Genomic DNA, 26,007 nt, shown 5'->3' with positions numbered 1-26,007 from the left:
CCCGCTCAGCGCAGAAAACCGAGCACAGCCTCGACGAACTCGGCAGGGTACTCGACGTTCGACAGGTGAACCGCGGGCAAGACGACCAGCTTCGCGCCTTGGATGGATGCGGCGATCTCTTCACTGTGACTCAGCGCCGTCACCGTGTCGTACCGTCCGGCGATCACCAGGGTCGGCCGCGAGACCAACGTCACAATGCGGCGAAGGTCGGAATCGCGAACGGCGGCGAACAAGCCGGCCAAGCCTCGCCGATCGATGCTCAGCAGCATGGCGCGAAATTCCTGGATGACAAGGCCGTTGGCCGCGACCATGGCGGCCGGAAACCAGTTGGCCAGGAACGCCTCCGCGTTCTCTGCCATGTCGGGAGCCTGAAGCGTCGCAACGATTCGCTCGTCGATATAGCTTGCCGGCCCGAGGTGTGACGAGCTGTTGGCAAGGATCAGGCGGTCGATGCGCTCAGGCGCCCGCACGCCGAGCCACTGCCCGACGAAGCCGCCCAGCGACAGGCCGAGGAAATGCACGCGTCCAAGGCCGAGCGCATCCAGCAGCTCGGTCACGTCGCGGCCAAGCCGGTCGAGCGAATAGGCGCCGGCCGGGACGCTCGATCCGCCATGGCCTCGAAAATCATAGCGCAAGACGCGGAAATGCTTCGACAGTTCGGCGATCTGGCCGTCCCACATATGCAGCGTGGTGGCGATGGAGTTCGACAGCACCAGCACCGGCTTTTTGGCATCGCCGTCGAAGCGATAGGCGATGCGCGTGCCGTCGCCGACAGTCACGAAATTCAGCTCACTCATGATGAAGTTCCTTCTGGAAGGTTGAATGAGCAGAGCGTAGGCGGGCAGCGTTTTCAGTGATATTACAAAGATAGGACAGTCTCTGTAATCAAAGCTGACATGGCCGAATTCACCTTGCACGATCTGCAATGCTTCGATGCGGTGATCCGCACCGGCGGTTTCCAGCCGGCGGCAGCCATGCTGCATCGCTCGCACCCGGCAGTTTTCGCCGCCATTGCCAAGCTCGAACGGCAGCTCGATCTGATTCTTCTTGACCGCAGCGGCTATCGCGTGCGCCCGACCGAGGCGGGGCTGTCGTTCCATCGCCGCGCGCAATCGCTGCTGCGCGAACTGGAGGTCCTGCGGGTGCACGCCGCCCAGCTTTCAATGGGCGAGGAAAGCGAGATCCATGTCGTCATCGGCGACCTCTGCCCGCGGCCGCAGGTGCTGGGCATGCTTGGCCGCTTTTTCGCCCAGTGCCCGGGCACGCGCCTGCATCTGCATTTCGAGGCCGTCGGCGGTCCGTGGGAGCGCCTCTTCGACGACGAAGCGGATCTGATCCTGCACTGGGTCGACAAGGGTGACACCAGGGTCGAATGGGTCGATTTGTGCCAGGTGCCGTTCATTCCCGTGGTGGCGCCTGGCTTTCTGCCGGAGCGCATTAAAGAGCCGATCACGCCCGATCAGATGCAGGCACTCACCCAATGCGTCATGCGTGACAGCGCCCGCCATTCGCCACAACAGGACTATTCGCTGATCGAAGGCGCGCCGCAATGCCTGGTGGCCGACCAGGGCATGAAGAAGGAGATCATCCTGCAGGGTCTTGGCTGGGGCCACCTGCCCCGCTTCCTGATCGAGGACGAGCTGCACGACGGACGACTGCACTCCATTGCCGGCCGGCATCTGCCGGGCCGTACCGAGGAGCTGGTGGTGGCGCGCCGTCGCGACCGGCCGCACGGACCGATCGCCAACCGGTTGTGGGATCATATCCAGCAGGAAGCGCCAGCATTGCGCCGCGCGTTGGAGCCTCGGAAACGCGCCGGGGAGACATCGACCAACTGATCGCGAAGGCCTCGGGCTAAGGCACCTGCGTGATGCTGCCGCTGCCTCTCACCTCCGAACGCCGCATGGTCGGGTGCCCATAGAGATCGACATCACCGCTGCCGGAAATCGAGACATCGGCGTCGGCCTGCGCGGTGACCTCTGCGTCGCCGCTGCCGCGGATCTCTATCTGTGCGGATTGGGCGATCAGATCCTTGAGCCGCCCCGAGCCTGAGCCGGAGATTTCCAGATCGACCGTTTGAGTGGTTCCGGTGGCGGCCACACTGCCGCTGCCGCGAATGCTCAGCCGCAGCTTGGGCTGATTGATTTGGGACAAGGCAAGGTCGCCACTGCCGGTCAGTTTCCAATCCGAAATCGCTGGGCCCGACAGGCTGACATCGAGCCGGGGCGAAAACCAGCCCGTATCACAATCCAGGGTGAGCCGGCTGCCTTCCATGCGCACATGATCGATCAGCGTGGAATCGCCGCTCACCACAGCTTCGGCCTTGTCGCCCGGCTGGTAACGGACGGAAGCCGGCAAAGCGATGGTGAAGCTGTCATTGGCGCTGAATGGCAGCGTCACTTCCTTCCTGACGGATGTGATCGCGCCGCAGGTGGATTGGCCGCCGATCCACGAGCCTCCCGCGTTGACCCAATCCGGCCCTGCAAGCCCGATGCCCGCGGCCAACAAGAGGGCGGCGCCAACCAATCCGGCTGTCGCGACGAATGCCAGTTTTCCAGTCATTGTCCGTTTCCTTCAACGTGATGACAAATTGCAAGCGCGAGGCAACGCTCAAGCGGAGTTGCGGTCGGCTTGCGTGATGCGCGAATGCAGCCGGGCATAGCGCCCGACAACCCGCAGGCCCGCGCCCATGCCCAGCAGCAACAAGGCGCCGCCGCCCAGGAAGCCGCTCACCAGTCCGGCGCCGATGAAGACGCGTCCCAGCGTGAGCGAGAAGGTGACCCCGGGCTCGAACAGCAGCGCGCTGAGAATGATCTTGATGCCGAGCGCGCCGATGGCGACGAGCGTGATGCCAAGGGCAAGCGCAAGCACCACCGCGGTGATGAGCAGCGGCAGCAGGAAGACGATGTCGACGAAGGCAAGGCCGGCCAGGGCAAACGTCGCCGCCAGCATGTTCGAAACGCTCCAATGGGCTTCAAGACGGCGCAGCCCTGCCTCGGCGCGCAGCTCGCGGGCGATCCTGGCCGGATCACCAAGGGCCGCCGCGACCTCCGCCTCGCTGCGGCCCGGAGCATCGGCGAAATGGGCGGCATAGTCGCCGACAATGTCCTCGATCTCCTGCGGCGGCAGCCCGGCTAGTCCCTGTCTCAGCGTGCGCAGGAAGGCGTCCCTGGTCATGGCAAATCCTCGAGAAGTTTGTCGACGGCACCCCCGAAGGAGCGCCAATCGCGGCGGTGAGCTTCAAAGGCCTGCCGGCCGAGCGGCGTGAGCCGGTAATATTTGCGCGGCGGCCCGCTGCTCGACTCGACGAGGCGGGTGGCGACCAGCCCGTCATTCTGCATCCGGCGCATCAGGGGATAGATCGTGCCCTCCCCCATGTTCACCGCGGCGACCAGCGTGCTGGCGATTTCATAGCCGTAGCTTTCACCCCGCGACAGCACGGCCAGGACGCACAGATCAAGCGCGCCTTTTCGCAGCTGAACGAGGATGGAGTCGGTCATGGCAGGCCCTGAATTCGAGACCTGTATATAGCACGCTACCTGTTTATGCAAGGTAGTGAATTTGACCAGCATGCGCCATCGCGCTCACGCCAGTTTGGGGTGAAGCTAGATGGTGCAAAAATCCCTATTGGAACGAGAGCGCGCTAATTCAGTGCCAGCATGATCGTGGCGAGAAAAGCCCTGCTGCAGCAGGGCCCTACTGCAACAGACCCTTGACGATACCGCTTGCCTTGCCGAAATCCATCTGGCCGGCATATTTCTGCTTCAGAGCGGCTATCACCTTGCCCATGTCCTTCTGGCTGGCGGCACCGGTCTCGGCGATCGCCTCGCGCGCTGCCGCGGCGATGGCCGCATCGTCCAACTGCGTCGGCAGGAAACCGCGGATGATCTCCATCTCGCCACGCTCCTGCGCCGCCAGTTCCGGCCGCTTGCCGTCTTCGAATGCCTTGGCTGATTCCTCGCGCTGCTTCACCATCTTGGCCAGTATCTGCAGGATCTCCTCGTCGCTGGCCGGCTCCTTGGCCGAACCGCGATTGGCGATGTCGCGGTCATGGATGGCGGCCTGGATCAGCCGCAATGTCGGCAGCCGGTGCTTGTCCTGCGCCTTCATCGCGCTCTTCAGGGATTCGGCGATTTTCGCGCGCATCATGCTTTCTCCTTCGGTCGGCGCGGACAATAGCGCCGGGGCCTGGCCAACGCAAACCCTGATATTATGACGCAAGCCTATGATATTGCTTGATGAAATAAATCATGGCCGCATTTCGCGTGATCATTGACCACTCTGCCGCCTTCCCCTATGTACTCAGCCTTGCATGAACTGAAGCTTGACTGCGTGGGAGCCGCGAATTCGCCGCTTCGCGCCATTTGCCGCGCCGATGGCCACCGGGCCAACTGCAGCACGCGGCCTGATAGGAGTGCCGCATGGCCGAGATGACGCCCGCCTGGGCAACCGAAAAGCCGACCGCCCTGCTGGTGCTGGCCGACGGCACCGTCATCGAGGGTCGCGGCCTGGGCGCCACCGGTTCCGCCGTTGCCGAAGTCTGCTTCAACACCGCGCTCACCGGCTACCAGGAGATCCTCACCGACCCGTCCTATGCCGGCCAGATCGTCACCTTCACCTTCCCGCATATCGGCAACATCGGCACCAATGGCGAGGACATCGAAGACCTCAACCCGGCCGCACGCGCCGGCGCTGTCGGTGCCGTGTTCAAGGCCGACGTCACCAACCCGTCCAACTACCGTGCCGTCGGTGGTCTCGACGAGTGGCTGAAGAAGCGCGGCATTGTTGCGCTGTCAGGCATCGACACCCGCGCGCTCACCGCGCTGATCCGCGAAAAGGGCATGCCCAACGCCGTCATCGCGCATGCGCCCGATGGCGTCTTCGACCTCGACGATTTGAAGCAGCGCGCCGCCGCATGGTCGGGCCTGATCGGGCTTGATCTCGCCAAGGAAGTCACCTCGGGCCAGTCCTCGGTCTGGCGCGAGACGCCCTGGGTCTGGAACGAAGGCTTTGGCGAACAGGCCGAGCCCTCCATGCACGTCGTGGCAATAGACTACGGCGTCAAGCGCAACATCTTGCGCCTGCTTGCCGGTCTCGGCGCCAAGGTCACCGTGGTGCCAGCCAGCACCGGTTCGGAAGAGATCCTCGCCATGCAGCCCGACGGCATCTTCCTCTCCAACGGCCCGGGCGATCCGGAAGCCACCGGCGACTATGCCGTGCCGGTCATCAAGGATTTGCTGAAGACCGACATTCCGGTGTTCGGCATCTGCCTTGGCCACCAGATGCTGGCGCTGGCGCTGGGCGGCAGGACGGCCAAGATGCACCAGGGCCATCACGGCGCCAACCATCCGGTCAAGGACCACACCACCGGCAAGGTCGAGATCGTCTCGATGAACCACGGCTTTGCCGTCGATGCCGACTCGCTGCCCGAAGGCGTCGAGGAAACCCATGTCTCGCTGTTTGATGGCTCGAATTGCGGCATCGCGCTCACCGGCCGCCCGGTTTTCTCGGTCCAGCACCACCCCGAAGCCTCGCCCGGCCCGCAGGACTCGCACTATCTGTTCCGCCGTTTCGTCAATTTGATCCGTGAAAAGCGCGGCGAGGAATTGCTGGCCGAACGGGCCTGAGTTTTTCTTCGACCAGAGGCCCTGCCCGGCTCTATTCCCACGGCTCCTGGACACGCGGCGGCCAGCTCAGCGAAAAATCGGTCCGCTCCAGGGTGAGGTTGGGACTGTAGGCCGGATCTGCCATGAGGAACTTTCCCCAGCGTTCCCTCATCAGGACCATCTGCTCGTGGCGGCCGGCAGTCTTGTCTGGCCTTCCCTTGAGACCAGCCAGCCTCGACCCCTGTCGGTAAAGGTCCGAGAATGGCGTCCATACGTTGCGGTAGCCGGCTTCTCGAACTCTCATGCAGAAGTCGATATCGCTGAATGCGGCCTCGACCCCTTCATCCAGACCGCCGACCTCATCGAAAACGCTTTTTCGCACGATCAGGCAGGCGCCAGTCACCGCGCTCAATGACTGCCTGATTTGAACCCGCCCCATATATCCGGGTCGCCCGTTCCGCAAACCGAGATGCGAATGATTGGCCAGGCCGCCAATGCCGAGAATGATTCCGCCATGCTGGAGCCTGTTGTTTGCAGACCAAAGCCTTGCTCCAACGGCTCCTATGCCGGTTTGAAGCACCATGCTGACCATGTCTTCCAGCCAGTCGGCGGAAGTGGCTTTGATGTCATTGCTGATCAAACCGATGATCGAGCCGCGCGCGGCCGCCACGGCGCGGTTGTTGATCGCTGAATGGTTGAACGGGCCCTCGTCGCGGATGATACGGACGCTCGCCGTCTTTCCCATCTTCTCGAGATAATCGCGTGTGCCCGGATCGTCGGATTTGTTGTCGACGACGATGATTTCGTAGCGTGGATATGCCGTCGTCGACAGGATGCTTTCGACGCACGTCCTGACCAGCTTCAGATCGTTGCGGGTTGGTATGATCAGACTGACGAGCGGCAATTCTTTCGGCAGGTTATAGCGAACCCGGTATGGGCCAAAGGGCGATAGTTCAACGTCGCCGTCCACGCCTTTGCGTTTGAGATGATCCCGAATTGCTCTTTGGCCGGCTATCGCCGCATAGCTCTTGTTGTCACCGGACGCCGCGGTGCTGCCGGAATGAGCCCGCCAATTGTACAGCACGCGCGGAATATGGACGATCTGCGAGGGTTCAATCCCCTCGACAATGCGCAGCGCCAGATCATGGTCCTGAGACCCTTCATACCCCCGGCGAAAGCCGCCGACCTGCCTGACCAACGCTGCCGAATAGACGCCGAGATGGCTGATTATGTTGTAGGAAAGGAAAAGCTCCGGGTTCCAGTCCGATTTGAAGTGCGGCGAAAAGCGGTTGCCCTGCTCGTCGATCTTGTCCTCGTCGGAATAGATCAATCCGGCACGCGGATTTGCGGCTATCGCCTCCGCGACGTAATAGAGCGCGTCTTCCGTCAGGAGATCGTCTTGATCCAGGAGCGCGATCCACGCCCCCGCAACAAGTTCTATCGCCGAGTTGGATGCTTGCGAGATGTGGCCGTTCTTGTCTCGGTAGACAACCCTGATCCGATCATCGATCCCAGCGTATTCCTGAAGCGTCTGCTTCACCAGAGGCTCTGTCGAACAGTCATCCGCGATGCAGAGTTCCCAATTCTCGTAGAGTTGCGCACGAACGGATTCGATGGCCTCGCGCAGCCATCCGATGTTCGCATTGTAAACCGGCATGACGATCGAGATTGTCGGCCGCCGTTCCATCTGGGCGATCCGAGAAGCAATTCGCGCGCGCTTCGAGGTGTCGATCCCGGCATAACGGGCCAGCCAGCCGGTATAGTCGTTGCAATCGACGATGGTGCCGTCTTCAAGAACTATTGCCAGCTTGGCGCGCGGTATTGCGCGTTTCCAGCTTTTCCTGAGACCGGTCAGGCCCTCTCTTCTAAACACTGCCGAAGCACGCGCAATTGCCGTCCTCCAGCCGCCACGGCTCTTGACAGCGCCAAGCAACGCGGCGCCCACGAGCCGCATACGCCTGAATTGCCCGCCAATGGATCGCACTGTCCCGTACCCCTACGTCACAGCGACATAACGGCCGTTGGCAGTGCCGACAAGCGGAAGATGACGTCTGCGCCGAGGATGTCGACCGATTGACGCATATCGGCCAATCTTCCTGCCACGGAGCGGCCTTTGCGCGCTACTTCGCCTGCCGGCATCTGCGCCCAGGCAATGACGGCCGGTGCGGGCGTCCGCAGATACCCTGATCTTACGCGACAGGCCGGCCTTCGCTGGCCTCCAGTATGGCAAACCATTGCTGGCGGTCGAGCACGATGTCGAGCGCCTTGACCATGGCCGCCAGTCGCTCGGGCTTCATCGAACCCAGCACCGGCACCAGCCGGGCCGGATGACGCAGCAGCCAGGCGATGGCGACGGTGGCGAGATCGCCGGCACCGATTTCGGCGGCCACCGCCGCGAGCGCTGCCCGCACCCTTGCTTCCCGGCTTTCCTTGCCGGTGAACAGCGAGCCGCCGCCGAGCGGCGACCAGATCATTGGTGGATAGGCCAGACGCTGCGCATGGTCGAGGCTGCCGTCGGTCAATGCGGACGTCTTCAGCACCGACATCTCGATCTGGTTGGCGGCGAGCGGGAACGGCAGCCGCGACGCCAGGAGATCGAACTGCGACGGCGTGAAATTGGAAACGCCGACCGCTCTGACCTTGCCCGCCTTGACTAGGCCGGCCAATGCCGTCGCCGTTTCGTCGGCGTCCATCAGCGGATCGGGCCGGTGCAGCAGCAATAGGTCGAGATAGTCGGTGTGAAGATTGGTCAGCGAACGCTCGACCGAGGTCGCGATATGGGCGGCGCTGGTGTCATAATGCTTCAGCCGGTTCTGCGGCCGGTTGGCCGAGGCCAGCATGATGTCGCATTTCGAGATCAGCTCGATGTCTTCGCGCCTGCCTTTCCAGCGCGACAGCCCGGCGCCGAACGCTGCCTCCACCTCGTAATTCCCGTAGATGTCGGCATGGTCGAAGCTGGTCAGGCCGAGGTCGACGGCGCTGCCGATCAGCCGTGCGACCTGATCGGCATCCGGGCGGACGCCGCCGTCTAGCAGGCGCCAGGCGCCGAAGACCAGCCGCGACAGCGATACCCCGTCCTTGGTCAGCGCGATGCGGCTGTCATGGCTCATATCTGCGCTCCATCTTCCGCGACTTCGGTGGTGACGGTCCTGACCGCGGCCGGCCGCGCAACCTTGGTGACGAAGACGATGACCGCCAGCACCAGGAAACACGCGCCGACCAGATAGGGAGCGCCACCGAAGGTCACCGGCGCGCTTGGCCCGGTGAACCACGAAAAAATCCCGGTATAGAGCAGCGGCGTGATGATGGAGGTGATCGAGAAGATCGACGTCATCGCCCCCTGCAATTCGCCCTGCGCCGAAGGCGGCACCTTGGCGGCGGCGAGGCTCCTCAGCGGCGGATCGGCCAGCGCTTCGAGACAGCCAAAGACAATCACCGCATAGACCATCCATCCCTGCGTGGCGAAGGCATAGCCGAACGCGCTGGCCGCCGTGAAGGTCAGGCCGATGACCGCGGTCCGCCACTCGCCGAGCCTCGGGATTACGCGTGGCAGCACTGTGCCCATGATGATCGCGCCACACATGCCGAAGGCGCCGAGCGAGAGGCCGATCTGCTGCTGGCTCCAGCCATAGCGGTAGTTGGAGACGAACGACCACACCGCCGGGTACATCATGTGGCCGAGCGTCACCAGGAAGAACACCAGCCCGATCCAGCCAATGCCTTCATACTGGCGCATCTGCAACAGCGTGCCGACCGGGTTGGCGCGTTTCCACTCGAAACGGCGGCGATGCTTTTCATCGAGCGTTTCGGGCAGGAAGAACATCGCGATCAGGAAGTTCACGAAGGCGAGCCCGGCGGCGAAATAGAACGGCACGCGCGGTCCGAACGTGCCGAGCAATCCGCCCAGCACCGGCCCGATGACGAAGCCGACACCGAAGGCGATGCCGAGCAGGCCGAAATTCTTCGCCCGATTCTCATCATTCGAAATGTCGGCGATGAAGGCCGATGTCGTCGAATAGCTGGCACCGGAAATGCCGGCCAGCACGCGGCCGATGAACAACATCGGATAGGACCAGGCGACGGCGCAGATGAGATTGTCGATGGAGAAGGTCAACACCGAGGCGAGCAGGATCGGCCGCCGCCCGAACCGGTCGCTCAGGCCGCCCATGATCGGCGCGAAGAAGAATTGCATCGCCGCATAGACGAAGAACAGCCAGCCCCCTTCGATCGCAGCACCGCTGATGCTGACCCCGGTCAATTCCCTGAGATAGGCGGGCAGCACCGGCATGATCATGCCGAAACCGATAATGTCGAGCAGCAGCGTGGTGAAAACCAGCGCGAGGCCCCGCCTGGCGGTTTTGGGGTCGATCATGACGGGTTCGGCTCCTCAGCCTCAGGCGGACGCACCTTATAGGCGAGCCGGCGGAAAGGAACAATGCGGGAACAGGCGGAAAACGTCGATCCTGACTCTCCCTGACGGCGTGTTCGCCGTCAGGTTTTTGCCCGGATATGGCTGCCTAGAGCGGGCCGGTCATCGTGTTGCAGTCCGCCAGCTTGCCACTTTTGTAGCCGCGCGCCAGCCAGGTCTGGCGCTGTTGCGACGTGCCATGGTTGAAACTTTCCGGCACGACATAGCCTTGCATCTTCTTCTGCAGCGTGTCGTCGCCGATCTGCTTGGCGGCATTCAGCGCGCTTTCGAAATCGCCCTGTTCCAATATGCCCTTCTGGGCGGTGAAATGCGCCCACACGCCGGCGAAGCAGTCAGCCTGCAGCTCGATGCGCACCGACAGCTGGTTGGCATCGGCTTCGCTCATGCCTTGCCGCATCTGGTTGAACTTGCCCATGATGCCGGTGAGGTTCTGCACGTGATGGCCGACCTCATGCGCGATCACATAGGCCCGTGCGAACTCGCCCGAGGCGCCGAACTGCTGGTCGAGCTGCTGGAAGAAGGTCATGTCGAGATAGACCTTGTGGTCGCCCGGACAATAGAAAGGTCCGGCCGACGAGGAAGCAGAACCGCACGCAGAGCGGATTTGCCCACTGAACAGCACCAGCTTCGGGTTCTCATAGGTCAGGCCTTGCGACTTGAAAATGCCGGTCCAGGTGTCCTCGGTCTCGGCCAAAACGGTCGCCACGAACTGCTTCATCTCGTCATTGGCGGGCGCACCCGCGCCGCTGTCCTGGCCGCCGCCGTTGTCGGTGACCTGGCCGCCACCGCCCGGCAGCAGACTGCCATCGCCACCGCCCAGGATCGCCGAGGGATCGAAGCCGAAATACCATCCGGCGATCACCACCAGGATGACCAGGATAATGCTGCCGCCGCCACCGGTGCGGCCGCCGATCGGGAGCTGGAACCCGCCACCACCGCCGCCGATACCGCCGCCACCGCTGTCGCTGCGGTCGTCCTCGATATTGTCACTCTGACGACGGCCTCTCCAGAGCATGGCAACTCCTCGCGCTGCAAACTTCCTCGTTGCTCCGGCATGCCGGCTCAACCCAACAAACAATTATCCCAATGGTTGCGCCAAGTCACAGCATTTTTCGTCACCGGGCCGACGCCGGCGTGATGGCTTCAGCGCACTGGCCGATACACGCGAAGGCCTGTAGCATCGCCGCAAACAAAGGGGCATGAGGCTGAAGACGGTCGGTCAATTCCTGTCGCTGCTCGCGGCGCTGCTTAGCCTTGGTCTAGCAAGCGCCGGCGCGGTGACGCTCGATTCCAGCGTCGCCGTCACCGATCCGGCCACCTTGCAGGCGCTGGAGCGCGGCGGCCTGTCGATCAGCCGGCTGCTCGGACCCGCACTCGGCCTCACCCGCGACGTCGACAATCGCGGGCTGTTTTCGGTGCCGGCGCTGGCCACGGTGCGCGACACGGTCAAGCAGGAGATATCGGACGAGCCGAAGGCCAGCCCCGACCCCTATGTCGCCGCCATGGCCAGATCGAAGGACACCAGCCAGAAGTTCAACCCGAAATACATCGACGACGACGGCTCGACGCTGGACCTGACCGGTGTCGTCAACCGCATGGATCGCGGCTATCTCGGCCACACCGAATGCGGCGAGATCCGGCTGATCTACCGCTTCCACTATTCGGTCGCGGAACAGCCGGCCAAGGGCAAAGTGGCGCAGCGCATTTCCTCGCGCCTGCCGCTGACCATGAGCCTTGTGTTCAACGCCAAGCCTGGAAAGGCGCAGGCCCGCGCCTCGAAGGATCTGCCGAGCGCTACCGATTTGTCCTGCGCCGACATTGGCCAGCGCTGGCTTGCCGCCGGCCAGAAGGACCTGCCGCCCGACCAGCTTGCGGCATGGCTGCGTTCCGACGAAGGGCCGCTGTCCGGCGCCATGCTGAATTCTTCGCAGATCATGCGGCTCGAGCTCAACATGCAGGTGCTCAGGCTGTCGGCCTCGACGCGGCGCGATTTCGGCGGCCATGCCGAGTACCTGCTGAAGATCTTCAAATGGGATCCGGCAACCTCGAGCTTCTATGAATCGAAGATGGAGAACCAGATCGACCGGCCAACGGTGCTGGCCGACAAGCCGGCTTTCGCCAAATGGCTGCTCACCGACCGCAACATCTATGACCTCGACCATGGCCGGCTCGTCATCGACGAGAAATTCCTGGCCAAGAGCGCCGTCTCCGTCGCGCCCGGCGGCTTGAGCCGCTCGCAGAACAACATCGTCTACGGGCTGGTCGACGACGCCGATATCGACAAGGCATTGAAGGATTACGTTGCCAAGGGCAACTCGCTCGCCACCATCAAGTCGGTCGCCGGCTTCGACCTGCGGCTCAATGAGATGACCTGCACAGGCTGCCACCAGACGCATGGCATTGCCGGCTTCCACTACACTGGCGCCGATCCGGCCAGCGAGCCGCGCCGCAACGCCGTCTTCGTGCCGGGCTCGGCGGTGTTCTTCGCTGACCTGCCGCGCCGCCGCGCCATCGTCGAGCAGTTCGCCGCCGGCGGCCAGCCCGATTTCACCAAAGGTTTCGCCGCTCGTCCGGACCAGAAATACGCCGAGGCGCTGAAGGGCACAGACCTCTACAATGGCTGGGGCTCGATCTGTTATCGCGGTACGGACGCAAGCTTCAAGAACTGGACCTGCGGTAGCGGCTTACGCTGCGCCGGCGTCCATGAAAGCGCCATCCATCCAGGCTTCGGCACCTGCGTCAGCGAGAAGGGCACAGCGGTCGGCGACCCCGTCGAGTTCGGCGAGATCAAGATGTCGACCTGGGGCAACGACCAGTATTGCCGCCTGTCGCCGGCGACTGCCAAGGCATGCGCCATCGACCCTGCACGCGACAAGAAACCGGTGGTCAAGCTCGCAGGCTATGGTGCGGCGCGCCAGCGCTACGACAATCCCGAACAGAAGACCGGCGGCTTTCCCGGCGGCATGCTGCGCAAGGCGAGTTGCGACAAGCTTCCCGACGAGGCGAGTTGCGGCAGGCTGGCCAAAACCGGCTTCAACGATTGCATCGCCTCCGGCAAGGACCACAAATTCTGCACCAAGGAGTTCACCAAGACCGCAGGCCTGCGCGCCTGCGACAAGGCGCACCCCTGCCGAGAGGATTATATCTGCACCGCCGGCTATGACGATCTGCCCGAGGCCAAGCCGGGCGAAGGCACCTGCATCCCGCCCTATTTCATCTTCCAGTTCCGCGTCGACGGCCACCCCAGAAGCTGGGTCCAGGATGTCCGTGAGTGAACACGCTTGATTGTAGCGTCCAGGCGCATTCGGACAAACGATTAGCCGACAACCGCTGACGTCCGCGAGGCCTCAGTCTTTCTGCTTGGCGCCGGCGCTCTTGCCGTCCGAGCTTTTCGAGCGCTCCTCGAAGCGGGCAGCACCCTTCTTCAGGGGATGACCGGTTTCGGCTTCGGTCTTGCGCTCGTCCTTCGCCGCTGCTTGCTGCAATCCCTTGGCGGCCTGCTTGCCCTTTGCGGTCGGTGCCTGTTCGACGCCCATTGCTTCCTCCCTGCGCGCAATATCGCGCGACTTCAGAAGCAACGTGCGTAACATCAGGCGGTTCCAGCGGCTTGTCGGTCGGGACATTCGCCAGCTTCAGCGCGGCGCTGTCATCGCCTTGCGGAACGCCTCCAGCGTCTCGGCGCTGACATGGTGTTCGATGCCCTCGGCATCGATGCGCGCCGTCTCGGCACTGACGCCAAGCGAACGCAGAAAAGCTTCCACCGTCTGGTGCCGGATGCGGCTTTCCTCGGCCACCTTGCGGCCGGCATCGGTCAGGAACACACCGCGATAGGGTTTCCTGGAAACGAGCCCGTCGGTGCACAGCCTGGTCAGCATCTTGGCCACCGTCGGCTGGGCGACGCCGAGCCGTGCGGCGATATCGACCTGACGCGCCTCGTTGCCGTCCTCGATCAGATCGGCGATCAGCTCGACATAATCCTCGACCAGCGCGCTGCGGCGCGCCTGGCGCTGCTGCCGGAAGCCTTCCGAATGGACATCGGCGTCGGGCAGTGGTTCGCGCGGGACCGGTCTGTTCTTCAGCGCCAATGCGCGCTCCTCCTCGGCAGTGTAGCCGTTGCTGCTTTATAGCACGGGCTCTGATTCTTCAGGCCGTTTATTTGCATTCCCCCACAGGCGCAACCGGCGTTTCCGATCGCCCCTTTCGCATGCGGTTCGGAGTGCCGAACAAAAAGCACTGACAATGAAATATAGCCTATTGCATAATGTTGAGCCGTGGCATAGCTTAGGAGAACATCGCACGGTCTCGCGGAAAGCGTTCTTTCATGTCAGAAGCAGAAGCCACAGCCTCCAGGTCCTCATGGCGGTTCGCCGGACGGGATGAGGACGATCAGCCCAGCCTGCGCGAAGTCAATTCCACCATCGCCGTGCCGAGTTCGGGCGTCTGGTTCCGCCGGCTGTTCGCCTTCATGGGACCAGGCTACATGGTCTCGGTCGGCTATATGGACCCGGGCAACTGGGCGACCGACCTCGCCGGCGGCGCGCAGTTCGGCTACACGCTGCTCTTCATCATCATGCTGTCGAACCTGATGGCGATCCTGCTGCAGGCGCTGGCCGCCAGGCTCGGTATCGCCACCGGCCGCGATCTCGCCCAGGCCTGCCGCGCCTACTATCCCCGTCCCGTCAACTTCGTGCTGTGGATCGCCTGCGAACTCGCCATCATCGCCTGCGATCTCGCCGAAGTCATCGGCACCGCGATAGCTTTGCAGCTGCTGTTCGGCATTCCGCTGATCGGCGGCGCGATGCTGACCGCGCTCGACGCCTTCCTCGTGCTGCTCTTGATGAACAAGGGGTTCCGCTATCTCGAAGCCTTCGTCGTCGCGCTTTTGATCATCATCTTCAGCTGCTTTGCCATCCAGATCTTCGTCGCCGCCCCCCCGGCCGGCACGATCCTGCATGCGATGTTCGTGCCGTCGTCCGAAATCGTAACCAACCCGGCAATGCTATACATCGCCATCGGCATCATCGGCGCCACGGTCATGCCGCACAATCTCTATCTGCACTCCTCGATCGTGCAGACCCGTGCCTATGAACGCACCGAAAAGGGCAAGCGCGATGCCATCAAATGGGCAACGACGGACTCCACCATCGCCCTGATGCTGGCGCTGTTCGTCAATGCCGCGATCCTGATCGTCTCGGCGGTTGCCTTCCACAACACCGGCCACCAGGACGTGGCCGAGATCGGCCAGGCCTTCGAACTGCTGTCGCCGCTGCTCGGCCTCAGCATCGCCTCGATCCTGTTCGCAGTGGCGCTGCTGGCGTCGGGCCTGAACTCGACGGTGACGGCAACGCTTGCCGGCCAGATCATCATGGAAGGCTTCCTGCGCCTGCGCATCCCCAACTGGGCGCGGCGGCTTCTGACGCGCGGCCTCGCCATCATCCCGGTGGTGGTCGTCACCGCGCTCTATGGCGAAAAAGGCACCGGCCAATTGCTGGTGTTCAGCCAGGTGATCCTGTCGATGCAGCTGCCCTTCGCGGTGGTGCCGCTGGTGCAGTTCGTCTCCGACAGGAAGAAGATGGGCAACCTCGCCATTCCACGCGGCGTGGCCGCACTTGCCTGGGTGGTCGCCGCGATCATTCTGGTGCTCAACTTCAAGCTGCTCTACGACACCATGTTCGGGGTTGGCTGAGGTCCGTCCGGCGGGAAATCGGAAGGCCTGGCTTCGCGACAAACCGGAAAATCGCGCTATCTTGCTTGCTGTCATGAGCAACATCGAAGACATCAGGAAATTCTACGCACGGCTGATGGCGGCCAATGCAGCCTCATCCGATCCACGCCTGGAAGAGGTGTTCGCCAGCGTCCCGCGCGAGACCTTTCTCGGCCCCGGGCCGTGGACGATCGTTGCCGGCAACGGCAAGATCACGACGCCGAGCGCCGATCCGGCCCATATCTACCAGAACGTGCTGGTGGCGCTCGATGCCGACAAGGGCATCAACAATGGCGAGCCGTTCCTGCACGCCATGTGGATCGGGAAACTGGCGCCGAGGCCCGGCGAGACCGTCACCCATATCGGCGCCGGCACCGGCTATTACACAGCCCTGCTGGCCAGGCTGGTTTCGCCTGGCGGCAGCGTCACCGCCTTCGAGCTGGACGACAGACTGGCCGAGTTGGCGCGCAACAATCTCGAAGCCTATCCAAACGCGACCGTCGTCCATGGCGATGCCGTGACCACGCCCTTGCCGCCATCCGACATCATCTATGTCAATGCCGGCGTCGTCGCCCCTCCGGCCACATGGCTGAAGGCGCTGCGTCCCGGCGGCCGGATGATCTTCCCCTGGCGCCCGGCTGAGCGCGTCCCGCTGGCGATGCTGGTGACCCGCACAGCAAAGGGCTTTGCCTGCGATCCGTTCATGCGCGCCTGGTTCATCCCATGCTTCGGCGCCTCGCTTGCGGACCTTGCGGCGAAGATCCCGACACGCGAGCAGGCCACGCGCAGCCGCTCGATCTGGCTGACGAGCGACAAGGCGCCGGACCGCACTGCCACCGCCATCTTTGGTGATGTGTGGTTTTCGTCACGCAACATCCAGACCAGCGGCAAACACTGAAAATTTGTCGGCCGCTGTCGAAATCCAGCTTTGTCGTTCGTCGTTACGATGGATCCGGCCGTGACGGCGTGGATGGGAACAAGGGAGAAGACCATGAGAAAGATCATCGCCGCGACCTTCGTCAGCCTCGACGGCGTCATGCAGGCGCCGGGCGGACCGGAAGAGGATCCGGTCGGCGGCTTCGCATTCGGCGGCTGGACCTTCCATTACTTCGACGAGGTGGCGGGAAAGGCCATGGAAGACCTGTTCTCCAAACCCTTCGACCTGCTGCTCGGCCGCAGAACCTACGACATCTTCGCCGCGTACTGGCCGTATCAGAAAGATCCGATCGCGGATGCCTTCAACCCCGCGACCAAATATGTAGCGACGCACCGGCCTGACAGCCTAACTTGGCAGAACACGCAATCGCTTGGACCCGATATCGTCGCGACGTTGCGCCGGCTCAGCCAAGAGGATGGACCTGACCTGCTTATCCAGGGTTCGAGCAAGCTGATCCAGACCTTGCTGGCCAACGGGCTGATTGACGAGATCCGGCTGATGATCTTCCCGCTGCTGCTGGGCAAGGGCAAGCGGCTGTTCGGCGACGAGGCTGTGCCGGCCGCCTTCAAGCTCGTCAAATCGCAGGCCTCCAGCACCGGTGTCATCATGGCGACCTATGAACGCGGCGGCGAGATCAAGGTCGGATCGTTCGCTTCGCAGGCGCCGTCGGATGCCGAGATCGAGCGGCGGAAGAACTGGAAATAGCTGAAGCAAAGACCTGAAGCGCGTCGCATGAATCCGTTTCAACGCGACGCGCTTCAGGACAAACTCGCATGGGCGTACGGCGTGCCCGCCATGGCTGCTTCCTGGCCTCTTGTTCCCCGGTCGATCACCGCGAGAAAGGTGGATTTCGCCTTCTCGGCATCCTGGCTTTCCCGATAGACCCGATGCGCCTGGATGAAAGCCACGGTCCATGTTGCCAGGACTAGATTGGCGGCCAGATGCGCGTCCGGATCGGTCGGCTCTCTGCCGACGCTTTCGGCGAGTGCCACCGCGACGAACTGTGCGAGTTCGTCGCGTATTGCCCGCGCCCGGGCAATCAGGGTTGGGCTTTTCTCAATCGTCTCCACGAAGTTCCGGCTGCCCGGGAAGAAGCGTATGTAAGGCTGCTCTTCCGTAGCGACCCGATGAGCGAGCCGACGTATCGCTTCGATTGGAGCGACATTTGCATCGCGCTCCTGCAAGGCCTCGAGAAGTTTCTCGCGACCCTCTTCGTCACGGTCGAAGAACATGTCCTCCTTGCGGGGAAAATGATTGAACACCGTCATCCGGCCGACATCGGCGGCCTCGGCGATCTCGTCCACCGTCACGTCATCGAAGCCGCGCGCAATGAACAGACGGGTGGCGGCGTCGGAGATGGCCTGTCGTGTGACGAGACGCTTACGGGTTCGACGATCGGTCGGCATTGCCAGTCCCCAAGCCCAATAAATATGCTCAGTATAACATTATATTTGATACACATAAATCCGACGTACGCGATCGGATGGAATATATGCAAAAGCAAGCCCCGTCGCGGTAGCAGCGCCGAACCAGAACGTACTCGTTTCCGGGGCGAGTTTCAGCGAACTGGCAACCGTGTATCGAATGAATAAACTCGGCAACAGCCGAAACCTGGTAATCAGGCCGCCTGCGGCCGCCGCGCCAGCCCATCGCGGATATGCCGCGCGAATTCCTGCGCCGCAGGCCCAACGCCGTGGCGCGGCAGATGCAGATTGATGGCAAAATTCGGCAACGGCGGCAGGCCGGACTCGGACGGCAAGATGTCAAGATCTGAAGGCACGGTGGAAGCCAGCCACGTGGTGACGGCGAGATCAGAGCGCACCGTCGCGGTCGTCGCATCGATGTTGCCGTTTTCGAACACCGTGCGCCATTCCAGCCCGTGCTCGGCGAGCGCCGAGAGCACCACCGGGCGGAAGGCGCAGGTGTCGGCAACGATCGATACCGGCAGCGGCCGCTTGGCGCGGGCGATCCCGCCTTTGGCGCCGACCCAGACCAGCCGGTCGATGGCGAGGCATTCGCCCGATGTCGGGCCGACCCGTTCCTCGATCACCGCAAGGTCGATGGTGCCGGCAGCAAGTGCTGAGGCCAATTCCGGCGACGAGGCGCAGACCAGCGAGATCTCGACCTGCGGATAGGTCTCGGCATAGGCCTTCAGCACCGGCGCAAGCAAGGTGCCGACCAGATCATAGGGCACGCCGAGCCGCACCTGGCCGGCGACAGCACTGCCCGCCATCTCGGCCCAGATCTCGTCATTGAGGCTGAGCAGGCGCCTGGCCTTGTCGAACAGCCGCTCGCCGGACCGCGTCAGGCGCAAGCCGCGCCGGTCGCGCTCGAACAGGCTGCAGCCGAGTGCCTCTTCCAGCCTTCTGACCTGCTGGCTGACAGCCCCTTGCGTCAGGTGCAGCGCATTGGCCGCCGCCGTCATGCTGGCCTTGTCGGCAACGGTGACGAAGGTGCGCACCAGGGACGTATCGAGATTGCGGATCATTCCGCCATTATAGATGCTAATGCCTTACATCACAAACATTGCATTTACTGATGTGAACCCAAGCCTACCATGGAGCCTCCAAAAAAGGACGCCCATGCTCCAGCCCATCCTGCCGCTGATCCTGTTTGCTTTCGTGGCCACCGCCACGCCCGGCATCGCCACCACCTTGTCGACCGCCTCGGGTGCGCAGTTCGGCTTTCGCCGCTCGGTTCCGCTGATGATCGGCAGTGCCGCCGGCCTCGCCACAGTGACGGGAGCGGCGGCCGCGGGGCTCGCCGGCCTGCTGCTCGCGGTGCCTTCGTTACAACTGGCGATGAAGGTGATCGGCTCGCTTTATCTTCTCTGGCTGGCGATCAAGATCGGCCGCGCCGGCCCGCCCAATCTCGACGTGACGATGGCCAAACCGAACAGCTTCCTCGGCGGCGCCGGCATCCAGTGGATGAACCCCAAGGGCTGGGCAATGGGTCTGGGCGCGGCGGCTTCGTTCGCCGCATTGGCCGACGGGCCGGGACAACTCGCCTTGCTGCTTGGCTCGACCTTCGGCCTCACCGCCGCCATCTCGCTGTCCATCTGGTGCGTCGCCGGCATGGTGCTGGCACGGCTGCTGAAGACCGAAAGGCAATGGCGCGCGCTCAACATCGTGCTGGCCTTGGTGTTGGCGGCGTCGATCATCCCGATGTGGCGGTCGCATTAGGAGCGCAGTCCCAGCAGGACCTGGGTTCCTTGCCCTCTCCAGAGCGCTACGGCACGCACACATTTCCAGGCAACTGGTCTTTGGCGATAGCGTGCATGGCAGCTTGGCGCATGCATTGTCTTATGCAGCGCTGGTCGACCCCCACTCCGTCTCGGCTTCGCCGAGCCACCTCTCCGCCGATCGACGGGGTAGAGGAAAGGTGCCAGGCTTTTTTGATGTCAACGCTCGTCCAGCAACGCTCCCTTCCTTTCCCTCAGGAGGGGGGAAAGGTGGCGCTGCGAAGCAGCGACGGATTGGGGGAACCACGTGGCAATCAAGCTTAGAGCCGATCAGTCACGCCAGTCACAAAAAGATATGTGCATAGCATAGCGCCAGACCGGACAGAGGTGACCTCAAACCCCGTATCGTGCCGCCGGCTTGTCGGCGTGCAGGCTGCCGTAAAACGCCTGCCGGGCGCCGAGGAAGACGTCCAGCTTGGCCGCGTCGACAAGAGCCGGCACGGTGACGGCTTCGCCCTTGGCCAGGCCGACAAGGGCGGCATCGACCATGTCGTCGGCGGTCATGATGATTTCCTTTGGAAGCTGGTCGATGTCGCTGCCGGCAAGCTCCCAGAAATCGGTCCGCGTCGCGCCCGGCAGCACCGCCTGCACCTTCACATTGGTGCCGGCGACCTCACGGTGCAGAGCCTCGGTGAAGTTGACGACATAGGCCTTGGTGCCGCTGTAGATGCCGCCGAATGAGGTATCGAAGGCGAGCACGGAGGCGATGTTGACGATGGCGCCCCGGTTGCGCGCCAAGAACCCCGGCAGTACGGCACGGGTCAGGCGGGTCAAGGCGATGACATTGACCTTGATCATGCGCTCGGCCACGTCGGCATCCGCCGTTGCAACGACCTGCGCACCGCCAAGTCCGGCATTGTTGACGAGCAGCGTCACGCTGTCGTCGGCTGCTATCACCCGCTCGACACGGCGCACATCATCGTCGTTGGAGAGATCGGCTGTGATGAAGCTGACCTTGCGGTCGTAGGCGTAGCGCAGCTTCTCGGCCAGCTCCTCGAGCCGGTCGGCGCGTCGCGCCACCAGAACCAGATCATAACCCTGCCCTGCCAGCCGGTCCGCATAAACCGCGCCAATGCCCGATGAAGCACCGGTGACGACCGCCGTGCCCTTGTTTGTCTGTGCACTCATTGTCCTGTTCCTTTGTTGCTGCCTGGCGGGACAGGCCGATGTCCCTCGTCCCGCCGCCCAATTTCTAATTAGTGGCATATGCCACTTTCTGGGAAGTAGGTATATGCCACTATCTTGTCAACGGAGGCGGCAGAAACTATTTCTGCGGCAGGCCGGCAGACGCTTTTGCCGGCGAGGAGTCGTGATGACCAAGACTGCGATGCCAGGATTTAGCCCTTGCAACAATGCAACGTTGCGGCGTGCCGCGCGCAAGCTCGGTCGCTTCTATGACGATGTGATCTCGCCTTCGGGCCTGAAGGGCACGCAATACGGCCTGCTCTACCAGATCTACGTCAGCAACGAGCCGGCGATGGGCACCATAGCCGAGGCGATGGTGATGGATCTGTCGGCGCTCGGCCACACGCTGAAGCCGCTGATCCGCGACGGCTTTGTCGAAGCCTTCGCCGACAAGGACGATCGCCGCGTCAAGCGGGTGCGGCTGACACGCCAGGGCCTCGCCAAGCTGGATGAGGCAACGAAATTGTGGAGCATTGCCCAGCAGCGCTTCGAGACCATGGTCGGCAAGCAACGGGCTGCCGACCTGCGCGCCATGCTGGATGAAGTCGCCGCGCTGGACTACGAGTCGCCGGCGGCCGCTCTTCCAGGCTGAAAGAACGGCCTCCGGTCAGATCTGCGGGAAGTTCTACTCTGCCGGCATCGCCACCGGCCGCGCCAGCATCCGCCCGGCCAGCACGATGCCGAGCCCGATCAACGGGAAGGCCGCGGCGATCAGGCCGAGATCGGCCGGCGCGCCGTAGCGCAGCACGCCACCGCCGACCACCGCACCCAGCGCCACGCCGAGATAGAGCGCCGAGCCGTTGAGCGACAGCACGATCGGGGCGGCATCCGGCGCCAGCCTGATGATGCGGCTGGCCTGCGCCGGCGGGAACGCCCAGCCGACAATGCCCCACGGCACCATCATCGCCATCAGCGCCGGACCGGCAATGTGCTGCGGCAGGAAGGTCGGGATAACCGAGAGCATCACCAGCATGGCCGCGCTCAGCGTCAGCGACCAGCCGACGGTGCGGGTGGCGCCGAAACGGTCGGCCGCCTGGCCGCCGGCAATATTGCCGATGACAGCGCCGACACCGAAGGCGAGCAGCATGCCGGGCAGCGCGATTTCGCTTAAGCCGCCGCTCTCTATGGCCAGCGGCGCGACATAGGCAAAGACGGTGAAGGCGCCGGTCAGCGCCAGCAATGTGGTCAGAAGGATTGGCATCACGCCGGGGCGCATGGCAGCGGCAAGCCTGCGCTTCAGCGGCAGCTTGGTGCCGACGATGCCGCGCGGCAGCCGGTACCAAAGGATCGCGCCGGCGAGCGCGCCAAGCCCGGCAATGGCATAGAAGGTGCCGCGCCAGCCGGCGAAGGCAGCCACCAGCGCACCGAGCGGCGCGCCGACCGCGACGGCCACCGTGGTGCCGCCGACGACGACGGCAATGGCGCGCGCCCGGTGATGATCGTCGACCAACGCCACCGCCGTGCCTTGCGCGGTCGCGGCAAACAGGCCCGACGACAGCGCCATGATGATGCGCGCGATCAGCAGCACTTCGAAGGAGGAGCTCATGGCGGCGACGATGTTGCCGACAACGAAGAACACCAGCGTCCACAAGATGACGCGGCGCCGGTCCCATTCGCCGGTCAGCGTCGCCAGGATCGGCGTGCCGAGCGCATAGGCGAGTGCGAAGGCGGTGATCAGCGTGCCGGCGAGCGGAATGGAAATGCCGGCATCCCGGGCAATGTCGGGCAGAAGGCTGGAGATGACGAAGCCTTCGGTCGAAATCGCAAACGATCCGAGCGCAAGCCAAAAGATCCGTTTATCCATGAGATGCGTCCTTAGTTCAAAAGTTATTGAACAATTGGACATAGCAGGGCATGATGTCAATGAAGCCAGGGCAAAATAGCTGAACCTTCCTGACAGCCCTGTGTCAGCACGGTCGTTCGGTATGGGTCGAAATGGGAGAAACAATGTGCAGGGCAGGCGTTGATCGGCGCGTTGAAATCGGCTCGAACTGTGCTTAGGTTCCAGCCATGACGTTACCTCATCCCAATTCGGACCAGATCAGCCTGCCCATCGTGCTTGGCGTGCTCGGCGACCCGACCCGGCTTGCCATCGTGCGCTATCTTGCCAGCAAGGAAGGCGTGCCGCTGAACTGCAGCCAGTTCCTCGATCTCGGCTCGAAGACCAATCTGAGCTATCATCTTGCCAAATTGCGCGAGGCCGGCGTCACCCGTGCCGAAGTGGTCGGCACCAACCGCATGATCACGCTGCGCCGCGCCGACCTCGACGCCCGCTTCCCCGGCCTGCTCGACAGCGTCATTGCCGCTGCCGTGGACGACCCCGCTCTGCCGGCGGTCGGCGGCCACGATCTTGAGGTTCCGGCCTGACCCTACAGGACTTGGAGCCCAAATCCGGATAGGTTTGCCCCTTCCAACCGGTCATTTGTCAGTCCCCGGAGCCTCCCCGCATGCGCATTGCCGTCCTCGCCGATATCCACGGCAACGTCCTGGCTCTGGACGCCGTGCTAGAGGATCTGCGCCTGCGCGGCGGGGCTGATCTCACGGTCAATCTTGGCGACAGCGTCTCCGGGCCGCTGTGGCCGCGCGAAACGTTTGAGCGGCTGGAGGCGCTGAACCTGCCGACGGTGCGCGGCAACCACGACCGCCGCGTCGCCGTCGATCCCGCCGACGAGACCATGTGGGCGTCCGACGTCTATGCGCAGGAGCGGCTGACGCAGGCGCAGCGCGCGGTGCTTTTGGCCCAGCCGCTGACGCTGGAAATCGCGCCCGGCATCGTCGCCTTCCACGCCCGCCCCGACCACGATGAAAAATATCTGCTCGACGCCGTCGTCGATGGCCAGCTGGTGCGCGCGCCGCTGGCGGCGATCCGGCGGCGGTTGAAAGCGCTCGATCCGGCCTGCCGCATTGCGCTCTGCGGCCACAGCCACCGGGCGGAGCTGGTCCGCATCCCTGATGGCCCCGTGATCTTCAACCCGGGCAGCATCGGTTGCCCCGCCTATGATGATGACACGCCGCCGGCGCACGTCTCCGAGCAGGGCTCGCCGCATGCTCGCTACGGCATCGTCACCTTGGGCAGCGCCGGCCAACCCGACCGTTTCGAGGCCATCGCCGTCGACTACGACCACGAGGCGGCGGCACGGCAGGCAGAACAGGCGGGACGACCGGAATGGGCCGATGCTCTCAGGACTGGCTTCATGCCAGGCTGAGCGAAGCTCATGCCAGGCTGAGCGAAGCTCATGCCCGGCTGAGCGAAGCTGATGTCCACAGGCTAAATGCCCTTGCATTCATGCTGCCAGGCTGAACGGATTCCGACACGCAAACTTGCGCCTTGTGCCCATCAAAGTTAGATAGTGCACGCTCTTAGCCAGGTCGGGAGGTTTGACCTGGCGAGGGGATCAGCTGGGGCTCCGAAAGGAGCAGCAGGGTTTCTCCCGCCCCCTCGGCACCAGGATTCAATCGAATTTTCAGGCTTACATGGCGGCGCGTCGTCCCTTATAAAACCGGCCGGGCATGCGGCAACACGACCGCGGCATGGTATTTTTTGAGTATCGGCGCACGGCCAAATGAAGAGGCGCACAGTCACGCTCCGAACCACGCTTCATGCGCTGATTGCGGTTCCGCTGCTGATGGCGGCGCGGCCGGCCATTGTCCCAGCGCATGCGGAAGACACGCCGTTCATCTCCATTGTCACCGGACTCGCTCCCGACGATCTGCTCAATGTCCGCGCCAAGCCGTCGGCGATCGGCAAGACCGAGGCCCGCCTGGCGGCCGGTGCGAGCGTCAGAAACCTCGGCTGCAACGTTGTTGACGGGCGCCCCTGGTGCATGGTCGAGTCGGACAATCCGAAAGTCACCGGCTGGACGCCGGCGCGTTATCTCGTTCCGGTGAACCCGGCCAAAGTACCCAACCCCGACGAAGCAACGCCCATTGCCGCCGCCACGGATGCCAGTCAGACGCCGCCGGCTGATGGCGCAGCCGCTGCAACGCCCCCTGTCGCCAGCGCGGCACCAGCCGCTGCCTCGGTCAGCGCCACGTCTCCCGCCAACCCTGTTGTCGCACAGACCGAGACCGCGCCGCCGCCCGACCTGACGGCGCGCCTTGGCGACGTCACCCACATGGCTGCCCCGGAAGCGCCGGTCAAATCCGCCACCGCCACCGCCATGCAGGATGCCTATGGCCTGGCGCTGGCGGCGCAGGACAATCCGACGACCAGCGAAATCAAGAGCCCCATCCAGGCCCCGGAAGCGGTGGCAGCAGTGACCGTCACCCCGCCGCCTTCGATCCCCGTCACAACGGCCCCGGCCGCAACGGTCTCGGCAGCGCCCGTGCCTCCAACGCCAGCCGCCAACGCCGCCGAGCAACCCGTCCAGGAAGCGGCCGCCGATCCGGTTGCTGACGCCGATCCTGCCGCCGATGATAGCCCGGCCGTGGCGGCGCCCGGAATTCCGGTGCCGACGCCGCGCCCCGACAGCAAGGCCGAGGAGCCTGCGATCGACCCGCAGACAGTGGCTCGGGTGGAACCGACGCAACCTCTGGCCCACGCGCCGGATGCAACAGGCGAAATCCCTTGCGCCCGCTATGTCGGCCAGCCGATGACGCGCTGCGAGGTCAGCGTGGTTCGCAGCGGCGGCGACAAGGCCGACATCACCGTGACCTGGCCCGACGGCGGCACCCGCTTGATCTCCTTCTATGCCGGCCAGCCCGCCGGCTCGAACTCGCGCAGCGACTTCCGCTTCACGAGGGAAGGCACCCTCAACATGATACGCGTCGGCGTCGCCGAGCGCTTCGAGATCACGGACTCCCTGGCGCTGGGGGATTAAAGGTCAGGCAGCAGGCAATAGGGATTAGGCATTAGCCGCCCGAACTTGCCTAATGCCTACTGCCTAATCCCTACTGCCTTCCTCG

26 protein-coding genes are annotated in these 26,007 nt (G+C 63.6%); 11 read left to right on the top strand and 15 right to left on the bottom strand.

What is annotated here, in order from left to right:
• Positions 1-5 precede the first annotated feature (5 nt).
• Positions 6-797: an alpha/beta fold hydrolase gene (locus EB235_RS13435; RefSeq protein WP_027030500.1), complete on the bottom strand. Its 792-nt coding sequence runs from the start codon at positions 795-797 to the stop codon at positions 6-8.
• 99 nt (positions 798-896) lie between these two features.
• Here EB235_RS13435 and EB235_RS13430 point away from each other — a divergent pair, with 99 nt between their 5' ends.
• Positions 897-1,838, top strand: coding sequence for a LysR family transcriptional regulator (locus EB235_RS13430; protein ID WP_027030501.1), 942 nt, complete (start codon positions 897-899; stop codon positions 1,836-1,838).
• 16 nt (positions 1,839-1,854) lie between these two features.
• Here the strand turns inward: EB235_RS13430 and EB235_RS13425 are convergent, their stop codons facing one another.
• The 4 genes from EB235_RS13425 to EB235_RS13410 form a co-directional block, all read right to left on the bottom strand.
• Positions 1,855-2,562, bottom strand: coding sequence for a GIN domain-containing protein (locus EB235_RS13425; RefSeq protein ID WP_027030502.1), 708 nt, complete (start codon positions 2,560-2,562; stop codon positions 1,855-1,857).
• Positions 2,563-2,610: 48 nt separating this feature from the next.
• Positions 2,611-3,177 (bottom strand): DUF1700 domain-containing protein, encoded by a 567-nt coding sequence (locus EB235_RS13420; RefSeq protein ID WP_027030503.1) that lies wholly within the window; start codon positions 3,175-3,177, stop codon positions 2,611-2,613.
• Positions 3,174-3,500 (bottom strand): PadR family transcriptional regulator, encoded by a 327-nt coding sequence (locus EB235_RS13415; protein WP_027030504.1) that lies wholly within the window; start codon positions 3,498-3,500, stop codon positions 3,174-3,176. Before EB235_RS13415 ends, EB235_RS13420 begins: the two co-directional genes overlap by 4 nt.
• A 196-nt stretch (positions 3,501-3,696) precedes the next feature.
• Positions 3,697-4,149 (bottom strand): GatB/YqeY domain-containing protein, encoded by a 453-nt coding sequence (locus EB235_RS13410; protein ID WP_027030505.1) that lies wholly within the window; start codon positions 4,147-4,149, stop codon positions 3,697-3,699.
• A gap of 272 nt (positions 4,150-4,421) precedes the next feature.
• On the opposite strand from EB235_RS13410, the gene carA reads away from it, so the two are divergent.
• Positions 4,422-5,627: a glutamine-hydrolyzing carbamoyl-phosphate synthase small subunit gene (carA, locus tag EB235_RS13405; protein WP_027030506.1), complete on the top strand. Its 1,206-nt coding sequence runs from the start codon at positions 4,422-4,424 to the stop codon at positions 5,625-5,627.
• A gap of 31 nt (positions 5,628-5,658) precedes the next feature.
• Here carA and EB235_RS13400 read toward each other — a convergent pair whose 3' ends face one another.
• The 4 genes from EB235_RS13400 to ypfJ form a co-directional block, all read right to left on the bottom strand.
• Positions 5,659-7,479: a glycosyltransferase family 2 protein gene (locus tag EB235_RS13400; RefSeq protein ID WP_208603629.1), complete on the bottom strand. Its 1,821-nt coding sequence runs from the start codon at positions 7,477-7,479 to the stop codon at positions 5,659-5,661.
• 316 nt (positions 7,480-7,795) lie between these two features.
• On the bottom strand, positions 7,796-8,716 hold the full coding sequence (locus EB235_RS13395; protein WP_027030508.1) for an aldo/keto reductase: 921 nt from the start codon (positions 8,714-8,716) through the stop codon (positions 7,796-7,798).
• The gene (locus tag EB235_RS13390; RefSeq protein WP_027030509.1) at positions 8,713-9,978 is read right to left on the bottom strand and encodes a TCR/Tet family MFS transporter; all 1,266 of its coding nucleotides are present in this window, start codon (positions 9,976-9,978) and stop codon (positions 8,713-8,715) included. Before EB235_RS13390 ends, EB235_RS13395 begins: the two co-directional genes overlap by 4 nt.
• Positions 9,979-10,123: 145 nt before the next feature.
• Positions 10,124-11,050: a KPN_02809 family neutral zinc metallopeptidase gene (gene ypfJ, locus EB235_RS13385; protein ID WP_027030510.1), complete on the bottom strand. Its 927-nt coding sequence runs from the start codon at positions 11,048-11,050 to the stop codon at positions 10,124-10,126.
• 184 nt (positions 11,051-11,234) lie between these two features.
• Here ypfJ and EB235_RS13380 point away from each other — a divergent pair, with 184 nt between their 5' ends.
• Complete coding sequence (locus tag EB235_RS13380) at positions 11,235-13,310, top strand: hypothetical protein (RefSeq protein ID WP_027030511.1); 2,076 nt, start codon at positions 11,235-11,237, stop codon at positions 13,308-13,310.
• A gap of 72 nt (positions 13,311-13,382) precedes the next feature.
• Here EB235_RS13380 and EB235_RS13375 read toward each other — a convergent pair whose 3' ends face one another.
• Positions 13,383-13,571 carry a hypothetical protein gene (locus EB235_RS13375; protein ID WP_027030512.1) on the bottom strand — a complete coding sequence of 63 codons (189 nt, stop codon included), beginning with the start codon at positions 13,569-13,571 and terminating at the stop codon, positions 13,383-13,385.
• A gap of 96 nt (positions 13,572-13,667) precedes the next feature.
• A complete protein-coding gene (gene mntR / locus EB235_RS13370) occupies positions 13,668-14,120 on the bottom strand; it encodes a manganese-binding transcriptional regulator MntR (protein ID WP_027030513.1) in 453 nt (150 codons plus the stop codon).
• Positions 14,121-14,356: 236 nt separating this feature from the next.
• Between mntR and EB235_RS13365 the strand changes: the two genes are divergently transcribed.
• The 3 genes from EB235_RS13365 (at position 14,357) to EB235_RS13355 (ending at position 17,381) form a co-directional block, all read left to right on the top strand.
• The gene (locus EB235_RS13365) at positions 14,357-15,721 is read left to right on the top strand and encodes an Nramp family divalent metal transporter (RefSeq protein ID WP_027030514.1); all 1,365 of its coding nucleotides are present in this window, start codon (positions 14,357-14,359) and stop codon (positions 15,719-15,721) included.
• Between the two features lie 73 nt (positions 15,722-15,794).
• Positions 15,795-16,637: a protein-L-isoaspartate O-methyltransferase family protein gene (locus tag EB235_RS13360; RefSeq protein WP_027030515.1), complete on the top strand. Its 843-nt coding sequence runs from the start codon at positions 15,795-15,797 to the stop codon at positions 16,635-16,637.
• Between the two features lie 93 nt (positions 16,638-16,730).
• On the top strand, positions 16,731-17,381 hold the full coding sequence (locus EB235_RS13355) for a dihydrofolate reductase family protein (protein WP_027030516.1): 651 nt from the start codon (positions 16,731-16,733) through the stop codon (positions 17,379-17,381).
• A gap of 53 nt (positions 17,382-17,434) precedes the next feature.
• On the opposite strand, the gene EB235_RS13350 is transcribed toward EB235_RS13355, so the two are convergent.
• Both EB235_RS13350 and EB235_RS13345 read right to left on the bottom strand, forming a co-directional pair.
• The gene (locus EB235_RS13350) at positions 17,435-18,082 is read right to left on the bottom strand and encodes a TetR/AcrR family transcriptional regulator (RefSeq protein WP_032925508.1); all 648 of its coding nucleotides are present in this window, start codon (positions 18,080-18,082) and stop codon (positions 17,435-17,437) included.
• 212 nt (positions 18,083-18,294) lie between these two features.
• A complete protein-coding gene (locus EB235_RS13345) occupies positions 18,295-19,164 on the bottom strand; it encodes a LysR family transcriptional regulator (RefSeq protein ID WP_051429657.1) in 870 nt (289 codons plus the stop codon).
• Between the two features lie 94 nt (positions 19,165-19,258).
• On the opposite strand from EB235_RS13345, the gene EB235_RS13340 reads away from it, so the two are divergent.
• Positions 19,259-19,858, top strand: coding sequence for a LysE family translocator (locus tag EB235_RS13340; RefSeq protein WP_027030519.1), 600 nt, complete (start codon positions 19,259-19,261; stop codon positions 19,856-19,858).
• A gap of 392 nt (positions 19,859-20,250) precedes the next feature.
• Here the strand turns inward: EB235_RS13340 and EB235_RS13335 are convergent, their stop codons facing one another.
• On the bottom strand, positions 20,251-21,045 hold the full coding sequence (locus EB235_RS13335) for an SDR family NAD(P)-dependent oxidoreductase (RefSeq protein WP_027030520.1): 795 nt from the start codon (positions 21,043-21,045) through the stop codon (positions 20,251-20,253).
• A 184-nt stretch (positions 21,046-21,229) separates the two neighbouring features.
• Between EB235_RS13335 and EB235_RS13330 the strand changes: the two genes are divergently transcribed.
• Entirely contained in the window at positions 21,230-21,694 is a 465-nt protein-coding gene (locus EB235_RS13330) for a MarR family winged helix-turn-helix transcriptional regulator (RefSeq protein WP_027030521.1), read from the top strand.
• A 33-nt stretch (positions 21,695-21,727) separates the two neighbouring features.
• Here EB235_RS13330 and EB235_RS13325 read toward each other — a convergent pair whose 3' ends face one another.
• Positions 21,728-22,906: an MFS transporter gene (locus EB235_RS13325; RefSeq protein WP_027030522.1), complete on the bottom strand. Its 1,179-nt coding sequence runs from the start codon at positions 22,904-22,906 to the stop codon at positions 21,728-21,730.
• 206 nt (positions 22,907-23,112) lie between these two features.
• On the opposite strand from EB235_RS13325, the gene EB235_RS13320 reads away from it, so the two are divergent.
• The 3 genes from EB235_RS13320 (at position 23,113) to EB235_RS13310 (ending at position 25,922) form a co-directional block, all read left to right on the top strand.
• Positions 23,113-23,469 (top strand): ArsR/SmtB family transcription factor, encoded by a 357-nt coding sequence (locus EB235_RS13320; protein WP_027030523.1) that lies wholly within the window; start codon positions 23,113-23,115, stop codon positions 23,467-23,469.
• Between the two features lie 80 nt (positions 23,470-23,549).
• Positions 23,550-24,308, top strand: a complete 759-nt coding sequence (locus EB235_RS13315) for a metallophosphoesterase family protein (RefSeq protein ID WP_027030524.1) — start codon at positions 23,550-23,552, stop codon at positions 24,306-24,308.
• A 357-nt stretch (positions 24,309-24,665) separates the two neighbouring features.
• Positions 24,666-25,922 (top strand): SH3 domain-containing protein, encoded by a 1,257-nt coding sequence (locus tag EB235_RS13310; RefSeq protein WP_027030525.1) that lies wholly within the window; start codon positions 24,666-24,668, stop codon positions 25,920-25,922.
• Positions 25,923-26,007 lie beyond the last annotated feature (85 nt).

The organism is Mesorhizobium loti R88b (assembly GCF_013170845.1).
GTDB classification, from domain to species: Bacteria; Pseudomonadota; Alphaproteobacteria; order Rhizobiales; family Rhizobiaceae; genus Mesorhizobium; species Mesorhizobium loti_B.
This window is presented reverse-complemented; position numbering and strand designations above follow the sequence as displayed.